This is a genomic window from Reyranella sp. GW821-FHT12G01 (assembly GCF_058806575.1).
In genome coordinates this window covers 834,441-851,970 of sequence record NZ_JBXAPV010000001.1, presented here as the reverse complement: position 1 = coordinate 851,970, position 17,530 = coordinate 834,441, and the positions used below count along the sequence as shown (strand labels likewise).

Annotated in this window: 21 protein-coding genes; 13 read left to right on the top strand and 8 right to left on the bottom strand. The window is 66.1% G+C overall.

Features of this window, described 5'->3' with window-relative positions; translation table 11 throughout:
• Nucleotides 1–80: 80 nt before the first annotated feature.
• Together AC1RP5_RS04150 and AC1RP5_RS04145 are read left to right on the top strand one after the other, a co-directional pair.
• Nucleotides 81–953 (top strand): metallophosphoesterase family protein, encoded by an 873-nt coding sequence (locus AC1RP5_RS04150; RefSeq protein ID WP_493109315.1) that lies wholly within the window; start codon nucleotides 81–83, stop codon nucleotides 951–953.
• Nucleotides 954–957: 4 nt separating this feature from the next.
• Nucleotides 958–1,302: a cupredoxin domain-containing protein gene (locus AC1RP5_RS04145; protein WP_493109314.1), complete on the top strand. Its 345-nt coding sequence runs from the start codon at nucleotides 958–960 to the stop codon at nucleotides 1,300–1,302.
• Nucleotides 1,303–1,447: 145 nt separating this feature from the next.
• On the opposite strand, the gene AC1RP5_RS04140 is transcribed toward AC1RP5_RS04145, so the two are convergent.
• Complete coding sequence (locus AC1RP5_RS04140) at nucleotides 1,448–3,139, bottom strand: helicase HerA-like domain-containing protein (protein ID WP_493109313.1); 1,692 nt, start codon at nucleotides 3,137–3,139, stop codon at nucleotides 1,448–1,450.
• A gap of 63 nt (nucleotides 3,140–3,202) precedes the next feature.
• Between AC1RP5_RS04140 and AC1RP5_RS04135 the strand changes: the two genes are divergently transcribed.
• Nucleotides 3,203–4,099, top strand: coding sequence for a sugar phosphate isomerase/epimerase family protein (locus AC1RP5_RS04135; protein ID WP_493109312.1), 897 nt, complete (start codon nucleotides 3,203–3,205; stop codon nucleotides 4,097–4,099).
• A gap of 101 nt (nucleotides 4,100–4,200) precedes the next feature.
• On the opposite strand, the gene AC1RP5_RS04130 is transcribed toward AC1RP5_RS04135, so the two are convergent.
• Genes AC1RP5_RS04130 through AC1RP5_RS04120 form a run of 3 tightly spaced genes read right to left on the bottom strand, consistent with a single transcriptional unit; the run spans nucleotide 4,201 to nucleotide 6,700 of the window.
• Nucleotides 4,201–5,124: a glutathione S-transferase family protein gene (locus AC1RP5_RS04130; RefSeq protein ID WP_493109311.1), complete on the bottom strand. Its 924-nt coding sequence runs from the start codon at nucleotides 5,122–5,124 to the stop codon at nucleotides 4,201–4,203.
• The gene (gene rpe / locus AC1RP5_RS04125) at nucleotides 5,121–5,783 is read right to left on the bottom strand and encodes a ribulose-phosphate 3-epimerase (protein ID WP_493109310.1); all 663 of its coding nucleotides are present in this window, start codon (nucleotides 5,781–5,783) and stop codon (nucleotides 5,121–5,123) included. Before rpe ends, AC1RP5_RS04130 begins: the two co-directional genes overlap by 4 nt.
• A gap of 20 nt (nucleotides 5,784–5,803) precedes the next feature.
• A complete protein-coding gene (locus AC1RP5_RS04120) occupies nucleotides 5,804–6,700 on the bottom strand; it encodes a prephenate dehydratase (RefSeq protein ID WP_493109309.1) in 897 nt (298 codons plus the stop codon).
• Nucleotides 6,701–6,875: 175 nt separating this feature from the next.
• Here AC1RP5_RS04120 and AC1RP5_RS04115 point away from each other — a divergent pair, with 175 nt between their 5' ends.
• Nucleotides 6,876–7,406, top strand: coding sequence for a c-type cytochrome (locus AC1RP5_RS04115; protein WP_493109308.1), 531 nt, complete (start codon nucleotides 6,876–6,878; stop codon nucleotides 7,404–7,406).
• Between the two features lie 24 nt (nucleotides 7,407–7,430).
• Nucleotides 7,431–8,177: a histidinol-phosphatase gene (gene hisN / locus AC1RP5_RS04110; RefSeq protein WP_493109307.1), complete on the top strand. Its 747-nt coding sequence runs from the start codon at nucleotides 7,431–7,433 to the stop codon at nucleotides 8,175–8,177.
• On the opposite strand, the gene AC1RP5_RS04105 is transcribed toward hisN, so the two are convergent.
• Nucleotides 8,144–8,692 carry a GNAT family N-acetyltransferase gene (locus tag AC1RP5_RS04105; protein ID WP_493109306.1) on the bottom strand — a complete coding sequence of 183 codons (549 nt, stop codon included), beginning with the start codon at nucleotides 8,690–8,692 and terminating at the stop codon, nucleotides 8,144–8,146. The genes hisN and AC1RP5_RS04105 overlap by 34 nt on opposite strands.
• A gap of 105 nt (nucleotides 8,693–8,797) precedes the next feature.
• On the opposite strand from AC1RP5_RS04105, the gene AC1RP5_RS04100 reads away from it, so the two are divergent.
• The 3 genes from AC1RP5_RS04100 to AC1RP5_RS04090 are packed head-to-tail and all read left to right on the top strand — an operon-like array spanning nucleotide 8,798 to nucleotide 11,272.
• The gene (locus tag AC1RP5_RS04100) at nucleotides 8,798–9,265 is read left to right on the top strand and encodes a Spy/CpxP family protein refolding chaperone (RefSeq protein WP_493109305.1); all 468 of its coding nucleotides are present in this window, start codon (nucleotides 8,798–8,800) and stop codon (nucleotides 9,263–9,265) included.
• Nucleotides 9,266–9,307: 42 nt separating this feature from the next.
• On the top strand, nucleotides 9,308–10,000 hold the full coding sequence (locus AC1RP5_RS04095) for a response regulator (protein ID WP_493109304.1): 693 nt from the start codon (nucleotides 9,308–9,310) through the stop codon (nucleotides 9,998–10,000).
• A gap of 3 nt (nucleotides 10,001–10,003) precedes the next feature.
• Nucleotides 10,004–11,272: a sensor histidine kinase gene (locus AC1RP5_RS04090; protein ID WP_493109303.1), complete on the top strand. Its 1,269-nt coding sequence runs from the start codon at nucleotides 10,004–10,006 to the stop codon at nucleotides 11,270–11,272.
• Between the two features lie 209 nt (nucleotides 11,273–11,481).
• Here the strand turns inward: AC1RP5_RS04090 and AC1RP5_RS04085 are convergent, their stop codons facing one another.
• From AC1RP5_RS04085 to AC1RP5_RS04075, 3 genes are read right to left on the bottom strand one after another with little or no spacing between them, the layout of a single operon-like run.
• Nucleotides 11,482–12,114, bottom strand: coding sequence for a hypothetical protein (locus tag AC1RP5_RS04085; protein WP_493109302.1), 633 nt, complete (start codon nucleotides 12,112–12,114; stop codon nucleotides 11,482–11,484).
• Nucleotides 12,111–12,539: a hypothetical protein gene (locus AC1RP5_RS04080; protein WP_493109301.1), complete on the bottom strand. Its 429-nt coding sequence runs from the start codon at nucleotides 12,537–12,539 to the stop codon at nucleotides 12,111–12,113. The genes AC1RP5_RS04085 and AC1RP5_RS04080 overlap by 4 nt, the downstream gene beginning before the upstream one ends.
• Entirely contained in the window at nucleotides 12,530–12,967 is a 438-nt protein-coding gene (locus AC1RP5_RS04075; protein WP_493109300.1) for a hypothetical protein, read from the bottom strand. The genes AC1RP5_RS04080 and AC1RP5_RS04075 overlap by 10 nt, the downstream gene beginning before the upstream one ends.
• A 375-nt stretch (nucleotides 12,968–13,342) precedes the next feature.
• Between AC1RP5_RS04075 and AC1RP5_RS04070 the strand changes: the two genes are divergently transcribed.
• From AC1RP5_RS04070 to AC1RP5_RS04050, 5 genes are all read left to right on the top strand, one after another.
• On the top strand, nucleotides 13,343–14,614 hold the full coding sequence (locus AC1RP5_RS04070) for an acyl-CoA dehydrogenase family protein (RefSeq protein WP_493109299.1): 1,272 nt from the start codon (nucleotides 13,343–13,345) through the stop codon (nucleotides 14,612–14,614).
• A 219-nt stretch (nucleotides 14,615–14,833) separates the two neighbouring features.
• Nucleotides 14,834–15,742: a DMT family transporter gene (locus AC1RP5_RS04065; RefSeq protein ID WP_493109298.1), complete on the top strand. Its 909-nt coding sequence runs from the start codon at nucleotides 14,834–14,836 to the stop codon at nucleotides 15,740–15,742.
• An 8-nt stretch (nucleotides 15,743–15,750) separates the two neighbouring features.
• Nucleotides 15,751–16,380 carry an imidazoleglycerol-phosphate dehydratase HisB gene (gene hisB / locus AC1RP5_RS04060; protein ID WP_493109297.1) on the top strand — a complete coding sequence of 210 codons (630 nt, stop codon included), beginning with the start codon at nucleotides 15,751–15,753 and terminating at the stop codon, nucleotides 16,378–16,380.
• Between the two features lie 10 nt (nucleotides 16,381–16,390).
• Complete coding sequence (gene hisH, locus AC1RP5_RS04055) at nucleotides 16,391–17,032, top strand: imidazole glycerol phosphate synthase subunit HisH (RefSeq protein ID WP_493109296.1); 642 nt, start codon at nucleotides 16,391–16,393, stop codon at nucleotides 17,030–17,032.
• Nucleotides 17,033–17,091: 59 nt separating this feature from the next.
• Nucleotides 17,092–17,502 carry a four-helix bundle copper-binding protein gene (locus AC1RP5_RS04050; protein ID WP_493109295.1) on the top strand — a complete coding sequence of 137 codons (411 nt, stop codon included), beginning with the start codon at nucleotides 17,092–17,094 and terminating at the stop codon, nucleotides 17,500–17,502.
• Nucleotides 17,503–17,530: the final 28 nt, after the last annotated feature.

Sequence of the window (17,530 nt, the reverse complement as noted above, 5' to 3'; positions counted from 1 at the left end):
AGGCCCGAATCGGGGGAATAGACGCCGCTCCGCCCCGGTAGTCTCCGGTAGTTCCGACTCCGGAACGATGGGAGCACATCATGCTGCAACGGCATCGTCGCGATTTTCTCAAGCTCGCCGGATTGGCTGGCGTCACCTTCACTGCAGGTTTGTTCCCGGGCGAGCGGGCCTCGGCGCAGGCCGGTAACGAGTTCCACTTCGTACAGTTCTCGGACACGCATTGGGGCTTCAAGGGCGCGGCCAATCCCGACGCCGAGAACACGCTGGCCAAGGCGGTGGCGACGGTGAACGGTCTCGCCAATCCGCCGGACTTCATCGTCTTCACCGGCGATCTCACGCACACCACCGACGATCCGAAGGAGCGTCGCGCCCGCATGCAGCGCTTCCGCGAGATCGTCTCGGGCCTGCGCGTGAAAGACGTGCGCTTCATGCCCGGCGAACACGATGCGTCACTCGATGCGGGCGAAGCCTACAAGGAATTCTTCGGCGCGCCCAACTACACGTTCGACCACAAGGGCGTGCACTTCATCGTGCTCGACAATGTCTCCGATCCCGGCGCCAAGTTGGGTGATGCACAACTTGCGTGGCTGGCGGCCGACCTGAAGCAGCGCAAGGCCGACGACCGCATCGTCGTGCTGACGCATCGTCCGCTGTTCGCGCTGCAGCCCGACTGGGACTGGACGACCGCCGACGGCGACAAGGCGATCGATCTTCTGATGCCCTACAGCAACGTCGTGGTGTTCTACGGACACATCCACCAGGAGCATCATCACATGACAGGGCACATCGCCCATCATGCCGCGAAGTCGCTGATCTTCCCGCTGGTGGCGCCAGGTTCGCAGCCCCGGCGCGCGCCCAAGCCCTACGATCCGGCGCAACCCGACATGGGCACCCGCGACGTCACCCTGGGGGCCAAGGTGAGCCTGGTCGAACTGCCGGTGAGCCGGAGCTGAAACCATGAAGCGCAGAATGCTGATGCTGGGCGTGCCGCTCGTCCTCGCGGCGGCACGCCTGGCGGCCGAGACGCCGCCCGAGGTGCGCATCGGCGCCAGGAAGTTCGAATTTCATCCGAACAAGGTGACGGTGAAGCTCGGCCAACCTGTCGTGTTCGTGCTCACGTCGGAAGACCGCATCCACGGTTTCAAGATGCCTGAGCTCGGCATCCGCAGCGACATCGTGCCGGGACAGGAAACCCGCGTGACGCTGACGCCTCAGAAGGCCGGCAGCTTCACGTTCTTCTGCGACGTCTTCTGCGGCGATGGCCATGAAGACATGGACGGCACCCTGATCGTCGAGGCTTGAGTCAGAAAACCCCGTCGTCTCGACCGCAGCGCGTAAGCGCGGAGTGGAGAGACCTTTTTCCCGCCAAGAGCCGGCAAATCGCAGAAAAGAGATCTCTCCACTTCGCCTCGCTGCGCGAGGCTCCGGTCGAGATGACGGATTCTTTTTAACGGAGAATCGACCCCAGCACGCCGCGCAGCACGGCGCCGCCGATACTGGCGCCGATGCTGCCGGCCTTGCCCTTGCCGAACATCGCCTTCGCCGCCTCGCGCGCGGCGATGGTGGCCATGGAGCGGCCTGCCGCCTTGGCGACGGTAATGCCCACCGAATCGCGCTGGCGGCCAGCCGGCGCCTTCTTCGGCTCCGGCGTGGGTGCCTGCGGCTGGGGCTGCGCCGTCTTGAGGCGCGGTTGAGGGCGCGGCTCGGGTGGGACCGGCTGCTCGACCTGCGGCGCGGGCTCTTCCGTGCGCGGTCCCCACGGGCCCGTCGTCGCGGGCACCGTGGGCGGCACCGATCCATACTGGCCGCGACGGCGCGGTGCCGCGCCGTCCGATGCAGGCGCCGTGGGAGCCGGCGTCGCGGCGACGCGACCGGTCAGCACCTCGTAGGCCGACTGGCGATCGACGACCTTGTCGTATCTGCCGGCCAGCGGGCTCGCCGCGATGACGGCAGCGCGCTCCTCTGCCGTCGACGGTCCGATGCGGCCTTGCGGTGGCGCGATGAAGCAGCGTTCGACCGGGAACGGCACGCCCTTGTCGTCGAGGAACGACAGCAGCGCCTCGCCCACACCCAGTTCGGTGATGACCTGCGCGGCATCGAACGCCTTGTTCGGACGAAACGTCTCGGCCGCCACCTTCACGGCCTTCTGGTCACGCGGCGTAAAAGCCCGCAGCGCGTGCTGCACGCGATTGCCGAGCTGGCCCAGCACCGACTCCGGCACGTCGAGCGGGTTCTGGGTGATGAAGTAGATGCCGACGCCCTTGGAGCGGATCAGCCGCACGACCTGCTCGATGCGCGACAGCAGTGCCTTGGGCGCATCGTCGAACAGGAGATGCGCCTCGTCGAAGAAGAAGACGAACTTCGGCTTCTCGAGATCGCCCACCTCGGGCAGCGTTTCGAACAGTTCCGACAGCAGCCACAACAGGAAAGTCGCGTAGAGGCGCGGGCTCTGCATCAGCCGGTCGGCCGCCAGGATGTTGATGGCGCCGAGGCCCGAGGGATCGCAGCGGATCATGTCGCCGAGCGCCAGCGCCGGCTCGCCGAAGAACCGCTCGCCGCCCTGCTGGCTGAGCGTCAGGAGCTGGCGCTGGATCGTGCCGACGGATTGCTTGCTGACATTGCCGAACTCGGTCGTCAGCGTGCCGGCATTCTCGGCGACCCATTGCAGCAGCGCCTGCAGGTCCTTGAAGTCGAGCAGCAGCAGGCCTTGCTGGTCGGCGATCTTGAAGACGATGTTGAGCACGCCTTCCTGCGTCTCGTTGAGCTGCAGCAGGCGGGCCAGCAGCACCGGCCCGACCTCGCTGACCGTCGTGCGGATCGGGTGGCCCTTCTCGCCGAACAGGTCCCAGAAGATCGTCGGGAAAGCACGGCCGGCATAGCCCTCGATGCCGAGCTGCTTGGCGCGCTCCAGCGCCCGCGGATTGTTGCCGCCGGCTTGGCTCACGCCGGACAGGTCACCCTTCACGTCGGCCATGAACACCGGCACGCCGTAGGCGGAGAAGCCCTCGGCTATCGTCTGCAAGGTGACCGTCTTGCCCGTACCCGTCGCGCCGGCGACCAAGCCATGGCGATTGGCATATTTCAGGAGCAGATACTGGTCGGCGGTGCTCGCTCCCACGAAGATCGCGTCGTCGCTCATGCCGTCTCCTCTGCGCCGGCCCCGACTTTAGCCAAAAGGACCCGTCCATAGTAGGTTAGCGGCATGTCGCTTCCCCGTCTCGCCCTCGCCGTCATCGGCGACGAAATCGGCCCCTCCCTCGACGACATGATCTCGTTCTGCCACGAGCACGAGGTGCGCCGCCTCGACATGCGCACGGTGGAGGGCAGGAACCTGCTCGGCATGTCGCTCGACGAGGCCGGCGCGATTGCCCGCAGGATCGAGGCGGCCGGGCTCAGCGTGCCGACGCTCGTGTCACCGCTGCTGAAATGGGCCGCGCCCGACAAGGGAACCGCGGGCGGCAAGGTCGACTTCGCCTTCGATCCGTCCGACTGCCCGGCCGACGATCCGCTGGTCCATGCCTTCGACATGGCGACCGTGCTGGGCGCCGAGCGGATCCGTGTGTTCAGCCATCTCCGCTATCCCGGCTACAAGCCGACCGACCTGCTCGGCCGGTTCGAGCGGCTGGCCGATCTCGGCCTCACCTACTCGGTGACCGTCGAGATCGAGAACGAGCCGGTCTGCAACATCGGCTCCATCACCGAGCTGGCCGAGTTCTTCACCGCCCTGTCGGATGTCACCGAGGCCAACCCAGCGGCCGCCGACCGGCTACGACCGCTGGTCGATATCGGCAACGCCTGGTCCATGGGCAAGCTGCCGACCGATGCGGAGATCGCCCAACTGGCGCCGCTGGTGGACCTCATCCATCTCAAGGATCGCGACACGACGGCCCGGCGCACCGTGCCGCTCGGCGACGGCGACATCCCGTGGGCCGCCGAACTCACGCGCCTGCTCACCGAGACCACCAGGGCTGCGCACCCGGTCCGGGAAATCCTCGCCAGCATCGAGACGCATTGCCCGCAGGACGGCCGCAACGCGACCGCCCGCTCCGTCGCCGCCCTGCGCCGGATCGCGAACGAGATCGGCGTCGCGGTCGTCTAAATAGACGGTGTCATCCTGAGCGCAGCGAAGGATCTCACGCCAGCTACAGAATCGTCTGGTCGCTCCGCCAGGTCCTTCGCTTCGCTCAGGACGACAATTAGCTAAGCCGGCGTGACGATGAAGCCGGCGCGGGGGAAGTGGACCACCACGTCGCCGACCTGTTCGTCATGGCGCTTGATCGAGACCCGGTCGCTGGTCAATCCGACCAGCACACCGCTCACCGGCACCTTGCCGGTATCGTCGGGTGTGACGCTGATCGTCTGACCGGCCTTCAGGCCGCTGGGATCGCCGGCATCGACAGTGGTCGCTTCGGGCGTCGCGGCCTTCGCGATGGCGATCGCGTCGGCGGCGCTGATCTCGGTCGGGCTGCCGCTGCCGGCCGCCTTCATGCGCTCGGACCAGGCCGTGAGGAGCGGCAACCGGTCGAACGGCGGCACCGTCTTTCCGCCGCCCAGCCGCTCCTTGATGAACCACACCGGATTGTAGAGCGCGCAGTCGGCCAGGCACGGTTCCGCGCCCAGCAGATAGGCTCGCCCGTCCGCCAGCATCTGCTCGGCCATCACGAGCTGCGCATGAGTCTGCTGCAGCGCCATCGGCGCGGCGGCCTTCAGCGCGGCCGGATCGAAGGAGCGACCGGAGAAAGCGGCGCGATCCTTCAGGAAGGCTTCCGGCAGCTTGTCGCCCAGCGCGCCCATGACGACGCCGACCGCCGCCCAGAAGATGTTGCGGTCGATCCACATCGCGAGCGCCCGCGCCTCGCCTTCCTTGCCTTTCGGCAGGAGCGGCATCGCCGACGCGCGCTTCTCGATCTCCAGCATGATGAGCTGCGTGTCGCAGTAGATGTCGGCGCCGACCTGCATCACCGGCGTCTTGCGATAGCCGCCGGTCAGCGGCATCAGGTCGGGCTTGGGCAGCATGTTCGGGATCACGACCGACTTCCACGCGGCCTTCTTGACGCCAAAGGCGATCCGCACCTTCTCGGAGAAGGGCGAGTTCGGATAGTGGTGCAAGATCATGTCGGTCATGAGCGCAGTGCCTCTATGTTGGCCGCATAGCGTTCGGGTCCGCCGGTGAACACGGCAGTACCGGCGACGAGGACGTCGGCGCCGGCCTTGATGCAGCGCTTCGCGGTCTCGACGTTGACGCCGCCATCGACCTCGAGGTCGATCGGCTTGCCCAGTGCGTCGATCGCCTTGCGCAGCGCCGCGATCTTGGGGAGCTGGCTTTCGATGAAGGCCTGGCCGCCGAAGCCTGGATTGACGCTCATCACCAGCACCAAGTCGAGATCGCCCAGCACATGCTCGATGGTGGAGAGCGGCGTCGCGGGATTGAGCACGATGCCCGCCTTGCGGCCGAGGCTCTTGATGAGCTGGATCGTGCGATGGACGTGCGGGCCGGCCTCGGGATGGAACGAGATCACGTCGGCGCCGGCATCGACATAGGCCGGCACCAGCGGATCGACCGGCGAGATCATGAGATGGACGTCGAAGGTCTGCTTGCTGTGCTTGCGCAGCGCCTTCACCACCATCGGGCCGATCGTGAGGTTGGGCACGAAATGCCCGTCCATCACATCGACATGGATCCAGTCGGCGCCGGCTTTGGTGACCGCCTCGATCTCCTGGCCGAGGGCGGCGAAGTCCGCCGCCAGGATGGACGGTGCGATGCGGACGGGCTGTTGCGGCATGAATTACCTTTAAGGGGGGCTCAGGTGCCGGGACGGGTCGGGGCTTCCCAGCCTTTGCGCCGGAAGGGATTGGCCGGGAACGATCCCAGCAGCTTCAGTTCGTCGGAGAAGAAGCCCAGCTCTTCCAGCGCCAGCATGACGTTGGGCTGCTCGGGATGGCCTTCGACCTCGGCGTAGAACAGCGCTTGCTCGAAGCGCGCGCCGGAGAGGTAGCTCTCCAGCTTCACGATGTTGACGCCATTGGTCGCGAAGCCGCCCAGCGCCTTGTAGAGCGCGGCCGGCCGGCTCCTGACCCGGAACAGGAAGGCGGTCATGCACTGCACGGTACGCCAGTCCGGATGAGCTTCCTCGCGCGAGAAGACCAGCATGCGGGTAGTGTTGTGGTCGGCGTCCTCGATGTTCTTGGCCAGGACCTTCAGCTCGTAGATGCGGGCGGCCAGCGACGAGGCGATGGCGCCGACGCTGGCGTCGCCAATCTCCGCGATTTCGCGCGCCGCGCCGGCCGTGTCGGCGTGGACCACCGGCTGCAGCCGGTTCTTCTTCAAAAAGTTGCGGCACTGGGCCAGTGCCTGGACGTGGCTCTTCACCGTGCGAATGGACTTCAGCGACGCTCCCGGCAGAGCCACCAGGCAGTGCTCGACCCGCTGGAAGTGCTCGGCCACGATCTTGAGACGGGTGTGCGGCAGCAGGCTGTGCAGGTCGGCGACCCGGCCGGCGATCGAGTTCTCGACCGGGATGATCGCCAGTTCCGCCTTGCCGGCCTGGACCGCGCCCATGGCGGCGTCGAAGGTCGGGCACGGCAGGGTCGTCATGTAGGGAAAGGCCGCGCGGCAGGCCATGTCGGAATTGGCACCGGGCTCGCCCTGGAAGGCGATGATGTTGCTGGCGGCGGCTTTGCCGCCCCGTCCCTTGGCCATTTTACCTGACTCCCCGCGTCGCTTTTTGACGCCCACCGATAGGCGAAAAACCTCGTAATATCCGGCACTTGCGACGTTCCGCCGCGCGATCCGCCAGACGCGATGGAATACTACTGGCGGCCGTGCGGGCATGCTACAGCAGCGTCCGTAGAATTTGCCGTTCCGGGATCTGACTATGGCCAGTTTCAACACGATCGCAGGCTGCGTTTTGGCTTCCGCCCTCTTCGCGATGGTGGTCGGCAAGGTATCCAATGCCGTCGTGCATCCGCACAAGCTGGACAAGCCGGCGCTCGCCGTCACCGACGACGCGCCCGCGGCGACCGCCGCTGCGCCCGCCGCCATCGAGATTCCGCCGATCGGCCCCAAGCTGGCCGGCGCCAATGTCGAGGCCGGCAAAGCGATGTTCCAGAAGCAGTGCTTCACCTGCCACACGATCGACAAGGGCGGCGCCAACAAGGTCGGACCGAACCTGTGGGGCGTGGTCAACCGTCCGAAGGGCAGCCATGCGGGCTTCGGCTATTCCTCGGCGATGACGGCCAAGGGCGGCGACTGGAGCTACGAAGACATCGACCACATGATCTTCAAGCCGACCGCTTACATCCGCGGCACGAAGATGGCGTTTGCCGGCCTCCCCAAGGAGCAGGATCGCGCCGACGTGATCGCCTACCTGCGCACGATGGCCGACACGCCCGCGCCGCTCCCCTAGGTGGTTCCGTCCGATCTCGTCGCGTTGGCCCACCAGCTGGCCGACGCCGCACGGCCGATCGCGGCCCGCTACTTCCGCACTGGCGTCACGGTCGACGACAAGTCCGACCAGAGCCCTGTCACCATCGCCGATCGCGAAGCCGAAACGGCGATGCGCGAGTTGCTGACGCGCCACGTGCCCGAGCACGGCGTGTTCGGCGAGGAGCATGGCGCGGTCCGGACCGACGCCGAGTATGTCTGGGTGCTAGATCCGATCGACGGCACCAAGGCCTTCATTACCGGTCTACCGCTGTTCGGCACGCTGATCGGCCTGTTCCATCGCGGCAAGCCGGTGCTGGGCATCATCGACCAGCCGATCCTGCGCGAACGCTGGCTGGGCGTCGAAGGCCAGCGCTCGACGCTGAACGACAAGCCGATCACAGTCCGCGCCTGCGCGAGCCTCGCTAACGCCTACATGTATTCGACCGCGCCCGGCATGTTTGCCGGCAGCTACGTCAAACCGCACCAGACGCTCACCGAGAAGGTGAAGCTCTTCCGCTGGGGCGGTGACTGCTACGCCTATGGCCTGCTGGCCTCGGGTCATGTCGACCTGGTCGTCGAGGCCGACCTCAAGCTCTACGACTATGCCGCGCTCATTCCCGTCATCACGGGCGCCGGCGGCCTGATCACCGACTGGAAGGGCCGCGCGCTCGACATGCATTCCGAAGGTGCTGTCGTCGCGGCCGGCGATCCGGCCGTTCACCGCGCCGCGCTGGACGTCCTCTCGGCGTAGCCCGCGCGATCGATGTCGTACCAGACGATATCGGTGAAGCCCTTGTAATCGACCCGCTTGCGGTAGGTGAGGCCGATCCGCTCCATCACCGCGCGCGAGGCGCGGTTCTCCTCCAGCGTGATCGCGAAGATCATGTCGAGGTCCAGCGTGTCGAAGCCGTAGGCGAGCGCGGCTCGCGCCACTTCCGTCGCATAGCCCTTGCCCTGGGCCTCCGGATGCAGTGACCACAGGACTTCGACGCCGTCGAACTGTTCTATGAAATTCAGTCCGGCATGGCCGATCAGCCTGCCGTCGAGGAAGACGCCCCAGGGCGCGTAGCGGCGTTCCTGCCAGGAAACGGCGAAGCGCTCGATGGCGGCATGGGCCAATGCCACGAAATCGCCTTCCTGCACCTTGCCCGGCGCCGGTGGCAGCCACTTCGCCACCTCGGGGTGGAAGCGCATGGCTGCGTAATCTTCGGCATCGGCGGGCAGCAAGGGTCGGAGCGACAGGCGCTCGGTCGTCACGATCGTCATTGTCGGGGCACTTTACACAACTTTACCGCCGCGAGATGGGCGCGAAACCGGGACCCTCCATCTTGGCTTCACGGGGACAGCAACCCGAAACAGATGGAGACAGACATGACGAACCTCAGCATCAAGACGGTAATGGCCGCCCTCCTCGCGGGCAGCCTCGCGGCGACGGCCGGCATGCCGGCCTTTGCCAAGGCGGACGGCGGGTCGGTCGATCCGGCCAAGTTCCAGCAGCGCATCGAGAAGCGCGTGGACAAGGCCCTGAACGGCACCGACGCGTCGCAGGACCAGAAGAAGCAGATCGTCGGCATCCTGCAGGCCGCGTTCACCGACCTGAAGCCGCTGCACGCCCAGCGCGTCGAGAACCGCAAGGCGATGCGCGCGGCGCTCGAAGCCCCGACCATCGACCCGGCGAAGATCGAGCAGATCCGCGTCGACCAGATGAAGATCGCGGATGCGAGCTCCAAGCGCTTCACCAAGGCGCTGACCGACGCCGGCAACGTGCTGAACGCCAACCAGCGCCAGGCCTTCTTCAAGACCTGGAGCGAACGCCACCACGGCCCCAAGAAGGGCTAACGGCGGATGACATCGGGGTCGCACCGGTCCGATACTGACCAGATGGCCGAGCGCATCCTGATGATCGACGACGACGACCGCCTCGCCGGGATGGTTTCAGACTATCTCGGCGGGGCGGGCTTTCGCGTGACTGTCGCCGGCACCGGCCGCGACGGCGAGGCCCACCTCAAGCGCGAGACCTTCGACGCGGTCATCCTAGACCTCATGCTGCCCGACGCCGACGGGCTCGACCTGTGCCGCCGCCTGCGCGGCACCAGCGACGTGCCGATCCTGATGCTGACGGCACGCGGCGAGCCGATGGACCGTGTGGTCGGCCTCGAACTGGGCGCCGACGACTATCTCTCCAAGCCTTTCGAGCCGCGCGAATTGCAGGCCCGCCTGCGCGCCATCCTGCGTCGCAAGGGCGCCACGGCGCCCCAGGCCGACGTGCTGCGCTTCGGCCGCCTCGAAATCGACAAGGGCGCGCGCGTCGTGCGGGTCGACGGCGAGGAACGTGCCATCACCTCCTATCAGTTCGCGCTGCTGCTGGCGCTCGCCGAACGCGCCGGCCGCGTGCTCTCGCGCGACGCGCTGATGGATGTGCTGAAGGGCGAGAAGCTCGAAGCCTTCGACCGGTCGGTCGACGTCCATATCAGCCGCATCCGCGCCGCCATCGAGGACGATCCGAAGAAGCCGCGCCGCATCCTGACGTTGCGCGGCACCGGCTACGTCTTCGCCAAGGACCAGGACCGCTAGCGCATGCAGCGCCTCTACCTGCAATTCTACGTCACGATCCTGATCGTGCTGGCGGTGTTCGTCGGCGCGGCGGTGCTGCTGTGGCGCGTGGCCGACGACGACAATCGCACGCCGCAATATCTCGACGTCGCCGCCGAGCTCACCGGCGCGCTCCTGCCGGAAGCCAATGCGCCGCGGCCAGACCAACAGCGCGCGATCGAGGGGCTGCAGCGCAAGCTGCGCTTCGACATCGCGCTCTACGAGCCCGATGGCGACATGATCGCCATGGCCGGCAAGCCGCCCCCGCGCTTCGAGCCCAACCGCGCGCGCACCGGCTGGCGGCGCGGACCGGGCGGACCGAACTTCGTCCTGCAGCTACCCGACGGCCGCTGGCTGGTGGCGCGCCAGGTGCGCGAGCGGCCCAATCCGATCTACTGGATCGCCGCCGCTTTGTGCCTCGTCGCCGTCGCCGTCGCGGTCGGCTCCTTCCCCGTCGTGCGCGGCCTCGGCCGACGGCTGGAACGCCTCAAGGCCGGCGTCGACCGGCTGGGCCACGGCGACCTCGGCGCCCGCGTGAAAGTCGAGGGTCGCGACGAGCTGGCAGCCCTTGCCGCCAGCTTCAACCGCTCGGCCCAGCGCATCGAGGAGCTGGTGGCCGCCCATCGTCTGTTGCTGGCCAATGCCAGCCACGAGCTGCGCACGCCGCTCACCCGCATCTCCGTCGCCGCCTCGCTCCTCGGCGATGCCGCCGACGCCCGGACGCGCGAATCGCTGAAGCGCGACGTGGCCGAACTCGACCAGCTCATCGAGCAGATTCTATTGGCGAGCCGACTGGAAGCGCTGCCCACCCTGGAACAGCGCGAGCCCGTCGACCTGCTGGCGCTCGCCGCCGAGGAAGCCTCGCACTACGACGTCGAGGTGAGCGGCGAATCGGTCACCGTCAACGGCGACCGCACCCTGCTGCGCCGCCTGGTGCGCAACCTCGTCGAGAACGCTCAGCGTTACGGCGCGGCCAAGGACGGTGACGAGTCGGTCGCCGTGTCGGTCACGCGCGAGGCCAACTGCGCCGTGCTCGAAGTCACCGACAAGGGCCCCGGCGTCCCCGAAGCCGAACGCCAGCGCATCTTCGAACCTTTCTACCGAATGGCCGGCGCCGCAGAGAGCGGCCGCGGAAGCGGTCTCGGCCTCGCCCTGGTCCTCGACATCGCCCGCCGCCACGGCGGCGACGCGGTGTGTCTAGAAGCGGAAGGTGGGGGCAGCCGGTTCAGGGTGGATCTGCCGGCGGCCATGTAGGCACGAAGCAGCGCTTAGGCCGTATCTACGGTGCCGGCGGAGGGCGCTGTATCGTTATCTTGTAGGTGTCTTTCCCATCTGGAACGATAACGATCTTCGTTGGATTCTCGGCCATCCAAATCGAAACTGTTGTGCCAACCTCCTCGTTGGGCACTTTGTTCACGATGTCTGGCGGTGGCGCTGGTAATATGGCCATTCTTCGGTTCTCACTATTTTGCTGGCGTAGCCATCAGAACTGAATCATCGAGAGCCGCCTTCCGGACCGCCTCGTAGTTGGCACCTTCCTCGTCGCCGATGATATGACCAGGCAGGATATCCTTCCCGGGGAAGCGCTTAACGAGCCACGCTCGAAGGCTGGCATAACGAGTCGGAGACCGCTTGCCATCGGGCGCCAGCCAGGCAGTGAGCCGCTTGGCGCTCTCCGAAGTGGAGAACGTCAAGGTGCGTGCATTGACTATTTGCGCAACGACCTGCGGCTGGCTGGCCACGGCCTTGGCGGCTTTACCGGAGGCGAATTGAGTGTCGATCTGAAGATCGGCGTTGAGCGGCTTGGTCACGTCCAGAGTGTTGTCGATCTGGAAGCCGGCAAACATATTGACGGCTTCACCATCGGCCTTCCCGTTGGCCTCACCAGCCGGCGGAACGACGGTCACGATCGTTCGGTTGAGGCCAAAGTTCACCTCAAGCGGCGGCGTGGAGGAAGCATTGGAGCGAATCGCAAGATTGACCCCGTCGCGTTCGGCGAACACGAGGGTCTTTCCGCATCCGGCGACAGAAGCCGCCGCCACGAATGCTGCGAAAAGAACTGGCATCCGGTAGAGTCTTGAGCCATGCTCGATCATTGGCCGTCACCCTGATTAGCCGCGCGGCTATTGGTGGGATTTCCACCCTTCTCCTTGAAGCAACTAAAGAAGTCCTTCACCGGCTTTGGATCGTTCGCCAGCGCCTTCGCGAACAGCTCCGCTGCCTCGCCGGTAGCGATCGATTCTTTGTAGTGTTTGATTGTCACTCCGCTCACCGCGACACTCGAGCAAGCGATAGCGGTCATCGCATCATGCTTCTGACCATCAGGGACGCTGCGAGGGATAACAGTCGCGAAATTGCGATCGTAACCTATGACCAGTGATCCACTGGTCTGCTCAGGATTTACCGCGGCATTGATACCGACGACGGTACGGCTTCCCATGTAGAGCTGGTTCGGCTCGCATCCCGTGAGCGCCGTAATGGCACCCGCTGACAGAACGACCGTGCAAAACGTCAGCCGCATGGGCTCGGCTCCGGGGTTTGGCTGAATTCGATTTGGGACGGTTCGTCCGGCGTCAGAACGAGACGCCGGTTGATGGATTCGTTTCTGGAGATTTCGCTGAGAAGAGCGTCCTCGGAAAAGCCAAGCATGACGCCGATCGCACGGCGATTGAGGTCCAGTGTAAGGCCGCCCGTCCTGCGCACGACGGCGATGGGGCGAAGGCCTGTCATGGACACACCGAAGCGATACTTTCCAACGGACGGTGCGGCGGCACAGTCAGGAACCAATGCCAGCGTCCAGGAATATCCGATCGTGACGCCGGCATCGCCCTCACCACGCAGCGCGACGCCGTAGGTTTCCGTACGAATGACGCGAGCACCCTTCGCTTCGATCACTTCCGCCGAGGCGAAACCCATCCCGTTGATCGAACATGCCGACACCATCAGCATAGTTCCGATGAGGATCGTTCGGGCGAGAGCAGGCCAGATAACAAGGCTCCCATTCTTCGGTTCTTCCGGATGCCGACTGGACCGCACTCAGGAAACCTGAGGGCCCAAAAAGGTAGGCGACCGAAATCGCATGATCGTGCTTGCCGACATGAAGCCTCCCCCGAAGCTCAAGTATCGATGGTTGCACTATGTTTTGATTGTGCACGGTAGTCAAATACACGCGCATGATTCATGCGAATTTGACCTCTCGCCCAACCCTGAGACCTTGTCGGCCCCCTCTTTCGCAAACCGGCGACAGCCAATGTCTCGCGATGGCCGCCGGCCCGAGGGGAGTCTAAAGTGCGGTGAACGACCGTTTATAAGAGGAAATGCGGCATGGATTTCAACATTCCCGCGGAAATCGCAGCCTATATCGCTGAGCTCGACGCCTTCATCGAGCGCGAGATCCGGCCGCTGGAGCGCGAGAACGACAATATCCGCTTCTTCGACCATCGCCGTGAGCATGCCCGCACGGATTGGGACAATGACGGCCAGCCGCGACACGAATGGGAAGAGCTGCTGGCGGAGATGAAGCGCCGCGCCGACAAGGCGGGCCATCTGCGCTTCGGCCTGCCCAAGGCACTGGGCGGCAAGGACGGCTCCAACCTCGCCATGGCGCTGATCCGCGAGCATCTCGCACACAAGGGGCTCGGCCTGCACAACGACCTGCAGAACGAGAGCTCGATCGTCGGCAACTTCCCGGTCGCGCTGCTGCTGCATCGCTTCGGCACGCAGGAGCAGAAGGACCGCTACATAGAGGGCATGTTCCGCGGCACCGAGCGCATCGGCTTCGGACTCACCGAGCCGCTGCACGGCTCCGACGCGACCTTCATGGAGACCACCGCGGTCAAGCAGGGCTCGGACTGGGTGATCAACGGCATGAAGCGGTTCAACACCGGCATGCACACCGCCACCGCCGATCTCGTCTTCGCCCGCACCTCGGGCAAGGTGGGAGACGCGCGCGGCATCTCCGCGTTCCTGGTGCCGGTGAAGACCCCGGGCTTCAAGATCGAATACATGTGGTGGACGTTCAACATGCCGTCCGACCATGCCGAGGTCTCGCTGACCAACGTCACCGTGCCGGGCTCGACCATGCTGGGCGAGGAAGGCCGCGGCCTCGACGTGGCGCAGACCTTCGTGCACGAGAACCGCATCCGCCAGGCCGCCTCGAGCCTCGGCGCCGCGCAGTACTGCATCGACATGTCGGTGGCCTATGCCAAGAACCGCAAGGTGTTCGGCAAGGCGCTGGCGACCAACCAGGCCATCCAGTTCCCGCTGGCCGAGCTGCACACCGAGGCCGAGATGACGCGCGGCCTGGTGCGCAAGACTGCCTGGCATCTCGACCATCAGCACCACATGCAGGTGAGCGAATGGGTGGCGATGTCGAACTACCGCGCCAACCGGCTGGTCTGCGACGCCGCCGACCGTGCGATGCAGGTCCATGGCGGCATCGGCTATTCGCGCCACACGCCGTTCGAGCACATCTATCGCCATCACCGCCGCTACCGCATCACCGAAGGCTCGGAGGAGATCCAGATCCGCCGTGTCGCCGGCACGCTGTTCGGCTTCTGGGGTGCACAGAAGGCGTCCACGGCGCCGAAGTCGTAGGTTGAGACGCCACCTCAAGCGTCCTCTCCGCCACGAAGTGGGGGACAGGAAGGGACCCATTGCGCAGCAATGGGCAGGTGAGGTGGTGTTCAATGCGAACGAGATGTGCGTGCTGGAAAGACGAAGACCCACCTCACCTCCCCCGCGCTTTGCGCGGGTCCCCTTCCTCTCCCCCCGCTTTGCGGGTGGAGAGGACGTTAGAGGCAGGACGTGAGTTCGGTGTCGTCGCCTCGCCGCTACACCGGCGACCTCATCATGTTCGGCACGGCCATGCTGATGGGATCGAGCTATCCCTTCGCCAAGGACGTGCTGCAGGTCATGAGCCCGCTGCTCTACAGCGGCTCGCGCTACCTGGTCGCCAGCGCCTTCCTGTTCGGTGTCATGGCGTTGATGCGCCGGCCGCTCGGCCTTCCCAGGCGCGACTGGCTGCCGCTGTTCCTGCTCTCGCTGGTTGGCGTCACGCTCTTCCAGGCCTGCTGGGGCCTCGCCATGACGCGCACGGCGCCGAGCCTCGGCTCGATCGTGATGACCACCACCACCGCCTTCTCCGCGATCCTTGCCTGGTTCGGCGGAAGGCGGCTGCCGGCGCTGGGCTGGGGCGGCATCGTGCTCGCTTTCGCGGGCGTCGTGCTGGTGGTGAACAACAGCCTCAGCGCCGTCACCCTGTCGTTCGGCAGCCTCGACGGCACGCTGCTCTGGATGCTCTCGGCCTTCGCCTGGGCGCTCTATGTCGAGCGCTGCGCGCCCTATAACCAGCGACTGGGGGCGCTCCGGGTCATGGCCTGGACGACGCTGTTCGGCTCGCTGGTGCTGGTGCCGATCTCGCTCGCCTTCGATTCGCTGGGGGAATTCTCGAAGCTCGACGACCGGCTGCTGGGCTTCTGGCTCTACACCGCCATCTTCCCCGTGGGCGTCGCCTTCCTCGGCCTGACCGCCGGGCTGGAGCGGCTCGGGGTCAGCCGGGTCATGGTCTACATGTACCTGATCCCAGTGGCCGGGGTGGGCCTGTCGGCCGCCTTCTTCGGCGACCCGCTGACTGCAGCCCGCGTGCTGGGCGGGCTGATCGTGCTGGCCGGCGTCATTCTGACGCGTGTGGCGCTCGACCGTGCCGCCCGCGTTCCTGTATGAACCTCCCCATGGCCACGACCCAGCCCCTCCTGACCACGCCCGGCACCGGCGGACGACGCGCGTCCGTGCAGCGGGCGACCAAGGAAACCAGCATCTCCGCCGCCATCAATCTGGACGGTACCGGTGTCTACGACATCAAGACCGGCATCGGCTTCCTGGACCACATGCTGGAACAGCTCTCCCGCCACAGCCTGATCGACATCACGCTGCGCGCCGAGGGCGACCTGCACATCGACTACCATCACACGACCGAAGATGCCGGCATCGTGCTGGGCGAATGCCTGACCAAGGCGCTGGGCGACCGCAAGGGCATCCGCCGTTATGGTAGCGCGACCATCCCGATGGACGAGACGCTGACCGAGGTGGCACTCGATGCGTCGAACCGGCCGTACCTGATCTGGAAGGTCGAGTTCACCAAGCCCAAGCTCGGCACCATGGACACCGAACTGTTCAAGGAATGGTTCCAGGCCTTTGCCCAGCTCGGCGGCCTGACGCTGCATGTGTGGAACCACTACGGCGAGAACAACCACCACATCGTCGAGAGCTGCTTCAAGGGCATTGCCCGGGCGCTGCGCGTCGCGGTCGAGATCGACCCGCGGCAGACGACGGCGGTGCCCAGCACCAAGGGCGTGCTCTAGGCATCCCATCATGACCGTCGCCATTGTCGATTACGGCTCGGGCAACCTGCGGTCCGCCGCCAAGGCCTTCGAGCGCGCCGCGCGCGAGGCGGGCACGGACGAGCGCGTGCTGGTGACCTCGCAGCCGGCCGAAGTCGCGGCGGCCGACCGCATCGTGCTGCCGGGCGTCGGCGCTTTCGCCGACTGCCGCGCCGGCCTCTACGGCGTACCGGGCATGGTCGACACCCTGCAGCGCGAGGTGATCGAGCGCGGCAAGCCGTTCCTCGGCATCTGCGTCGGCATGCAGCTCATGGCCACGCGCGGCGTCGAATACGGCATCCATGCCGGCCTCGACTGGATCGCGGGCGACGTGGTGCGCATCGAACCCGGCAAGGATCATCTCAAGATCCCGCACATGGGCTGGAACGAGCTGACCGATCTGCGGCCGCACGCGCTGCTCGACGGCATCGCGCCGCGCGACCATGCCTACTTCGTGCATTCCTTCCAGCTTGCGGCCAGCAAGCCGGAGACGGTGCTGGGGCGGACCGACTATGGCGGCCCGGTCACCGCGATCGTCGGCCGCGACAATCTCGCCGGCACGCAGTTCCATCCCGAGAAGAGCCAGGCCACGGGCCTGCGGCTGATCGCCAACTTCCTGCGCTGGAAGCCCTGAGGCCGTAACCAACGATCGACGGGCGCGTTGCTCCGCTGTTCATGAACAGAGGAAACGCCATGCACGCGCACCCAACGCCGTCCCGCGTCCCGTCGGGCCGCAGCGCCCTCGACGCGCCCCTCCAGCGTGCCATCGAGGCCTGCCATGCCTGCGCCGAGGCCTGCATCACCTGTGCAGACGTCAGCCTCGACGATGCCGCGGTCAGTCTCGCCCGCTGCATCAGGCTGGCACTCGATTGCGCGGAAGCCTGCTCGACCACCGGCCCGGCGCTGGCACGACACACGGTGGCCAATACAGCCCTGCTGAGGCAGATGGCCGAAACCTGCGCGGAGCTGTGCCAGGCGTGCGCCGCCGAATGCGACCGTCACGCCATCGAGCACGAGCATTGCCGCCTGTGCGCCGAGGCCTGCCGGGCCTGCGAGAACGCGTGCCGGGAAGCGGCGATGTCGCTGGGCGCGACGGGGCCCTAGGGACTAGCCTCTAGAGATTGGCCCCTAG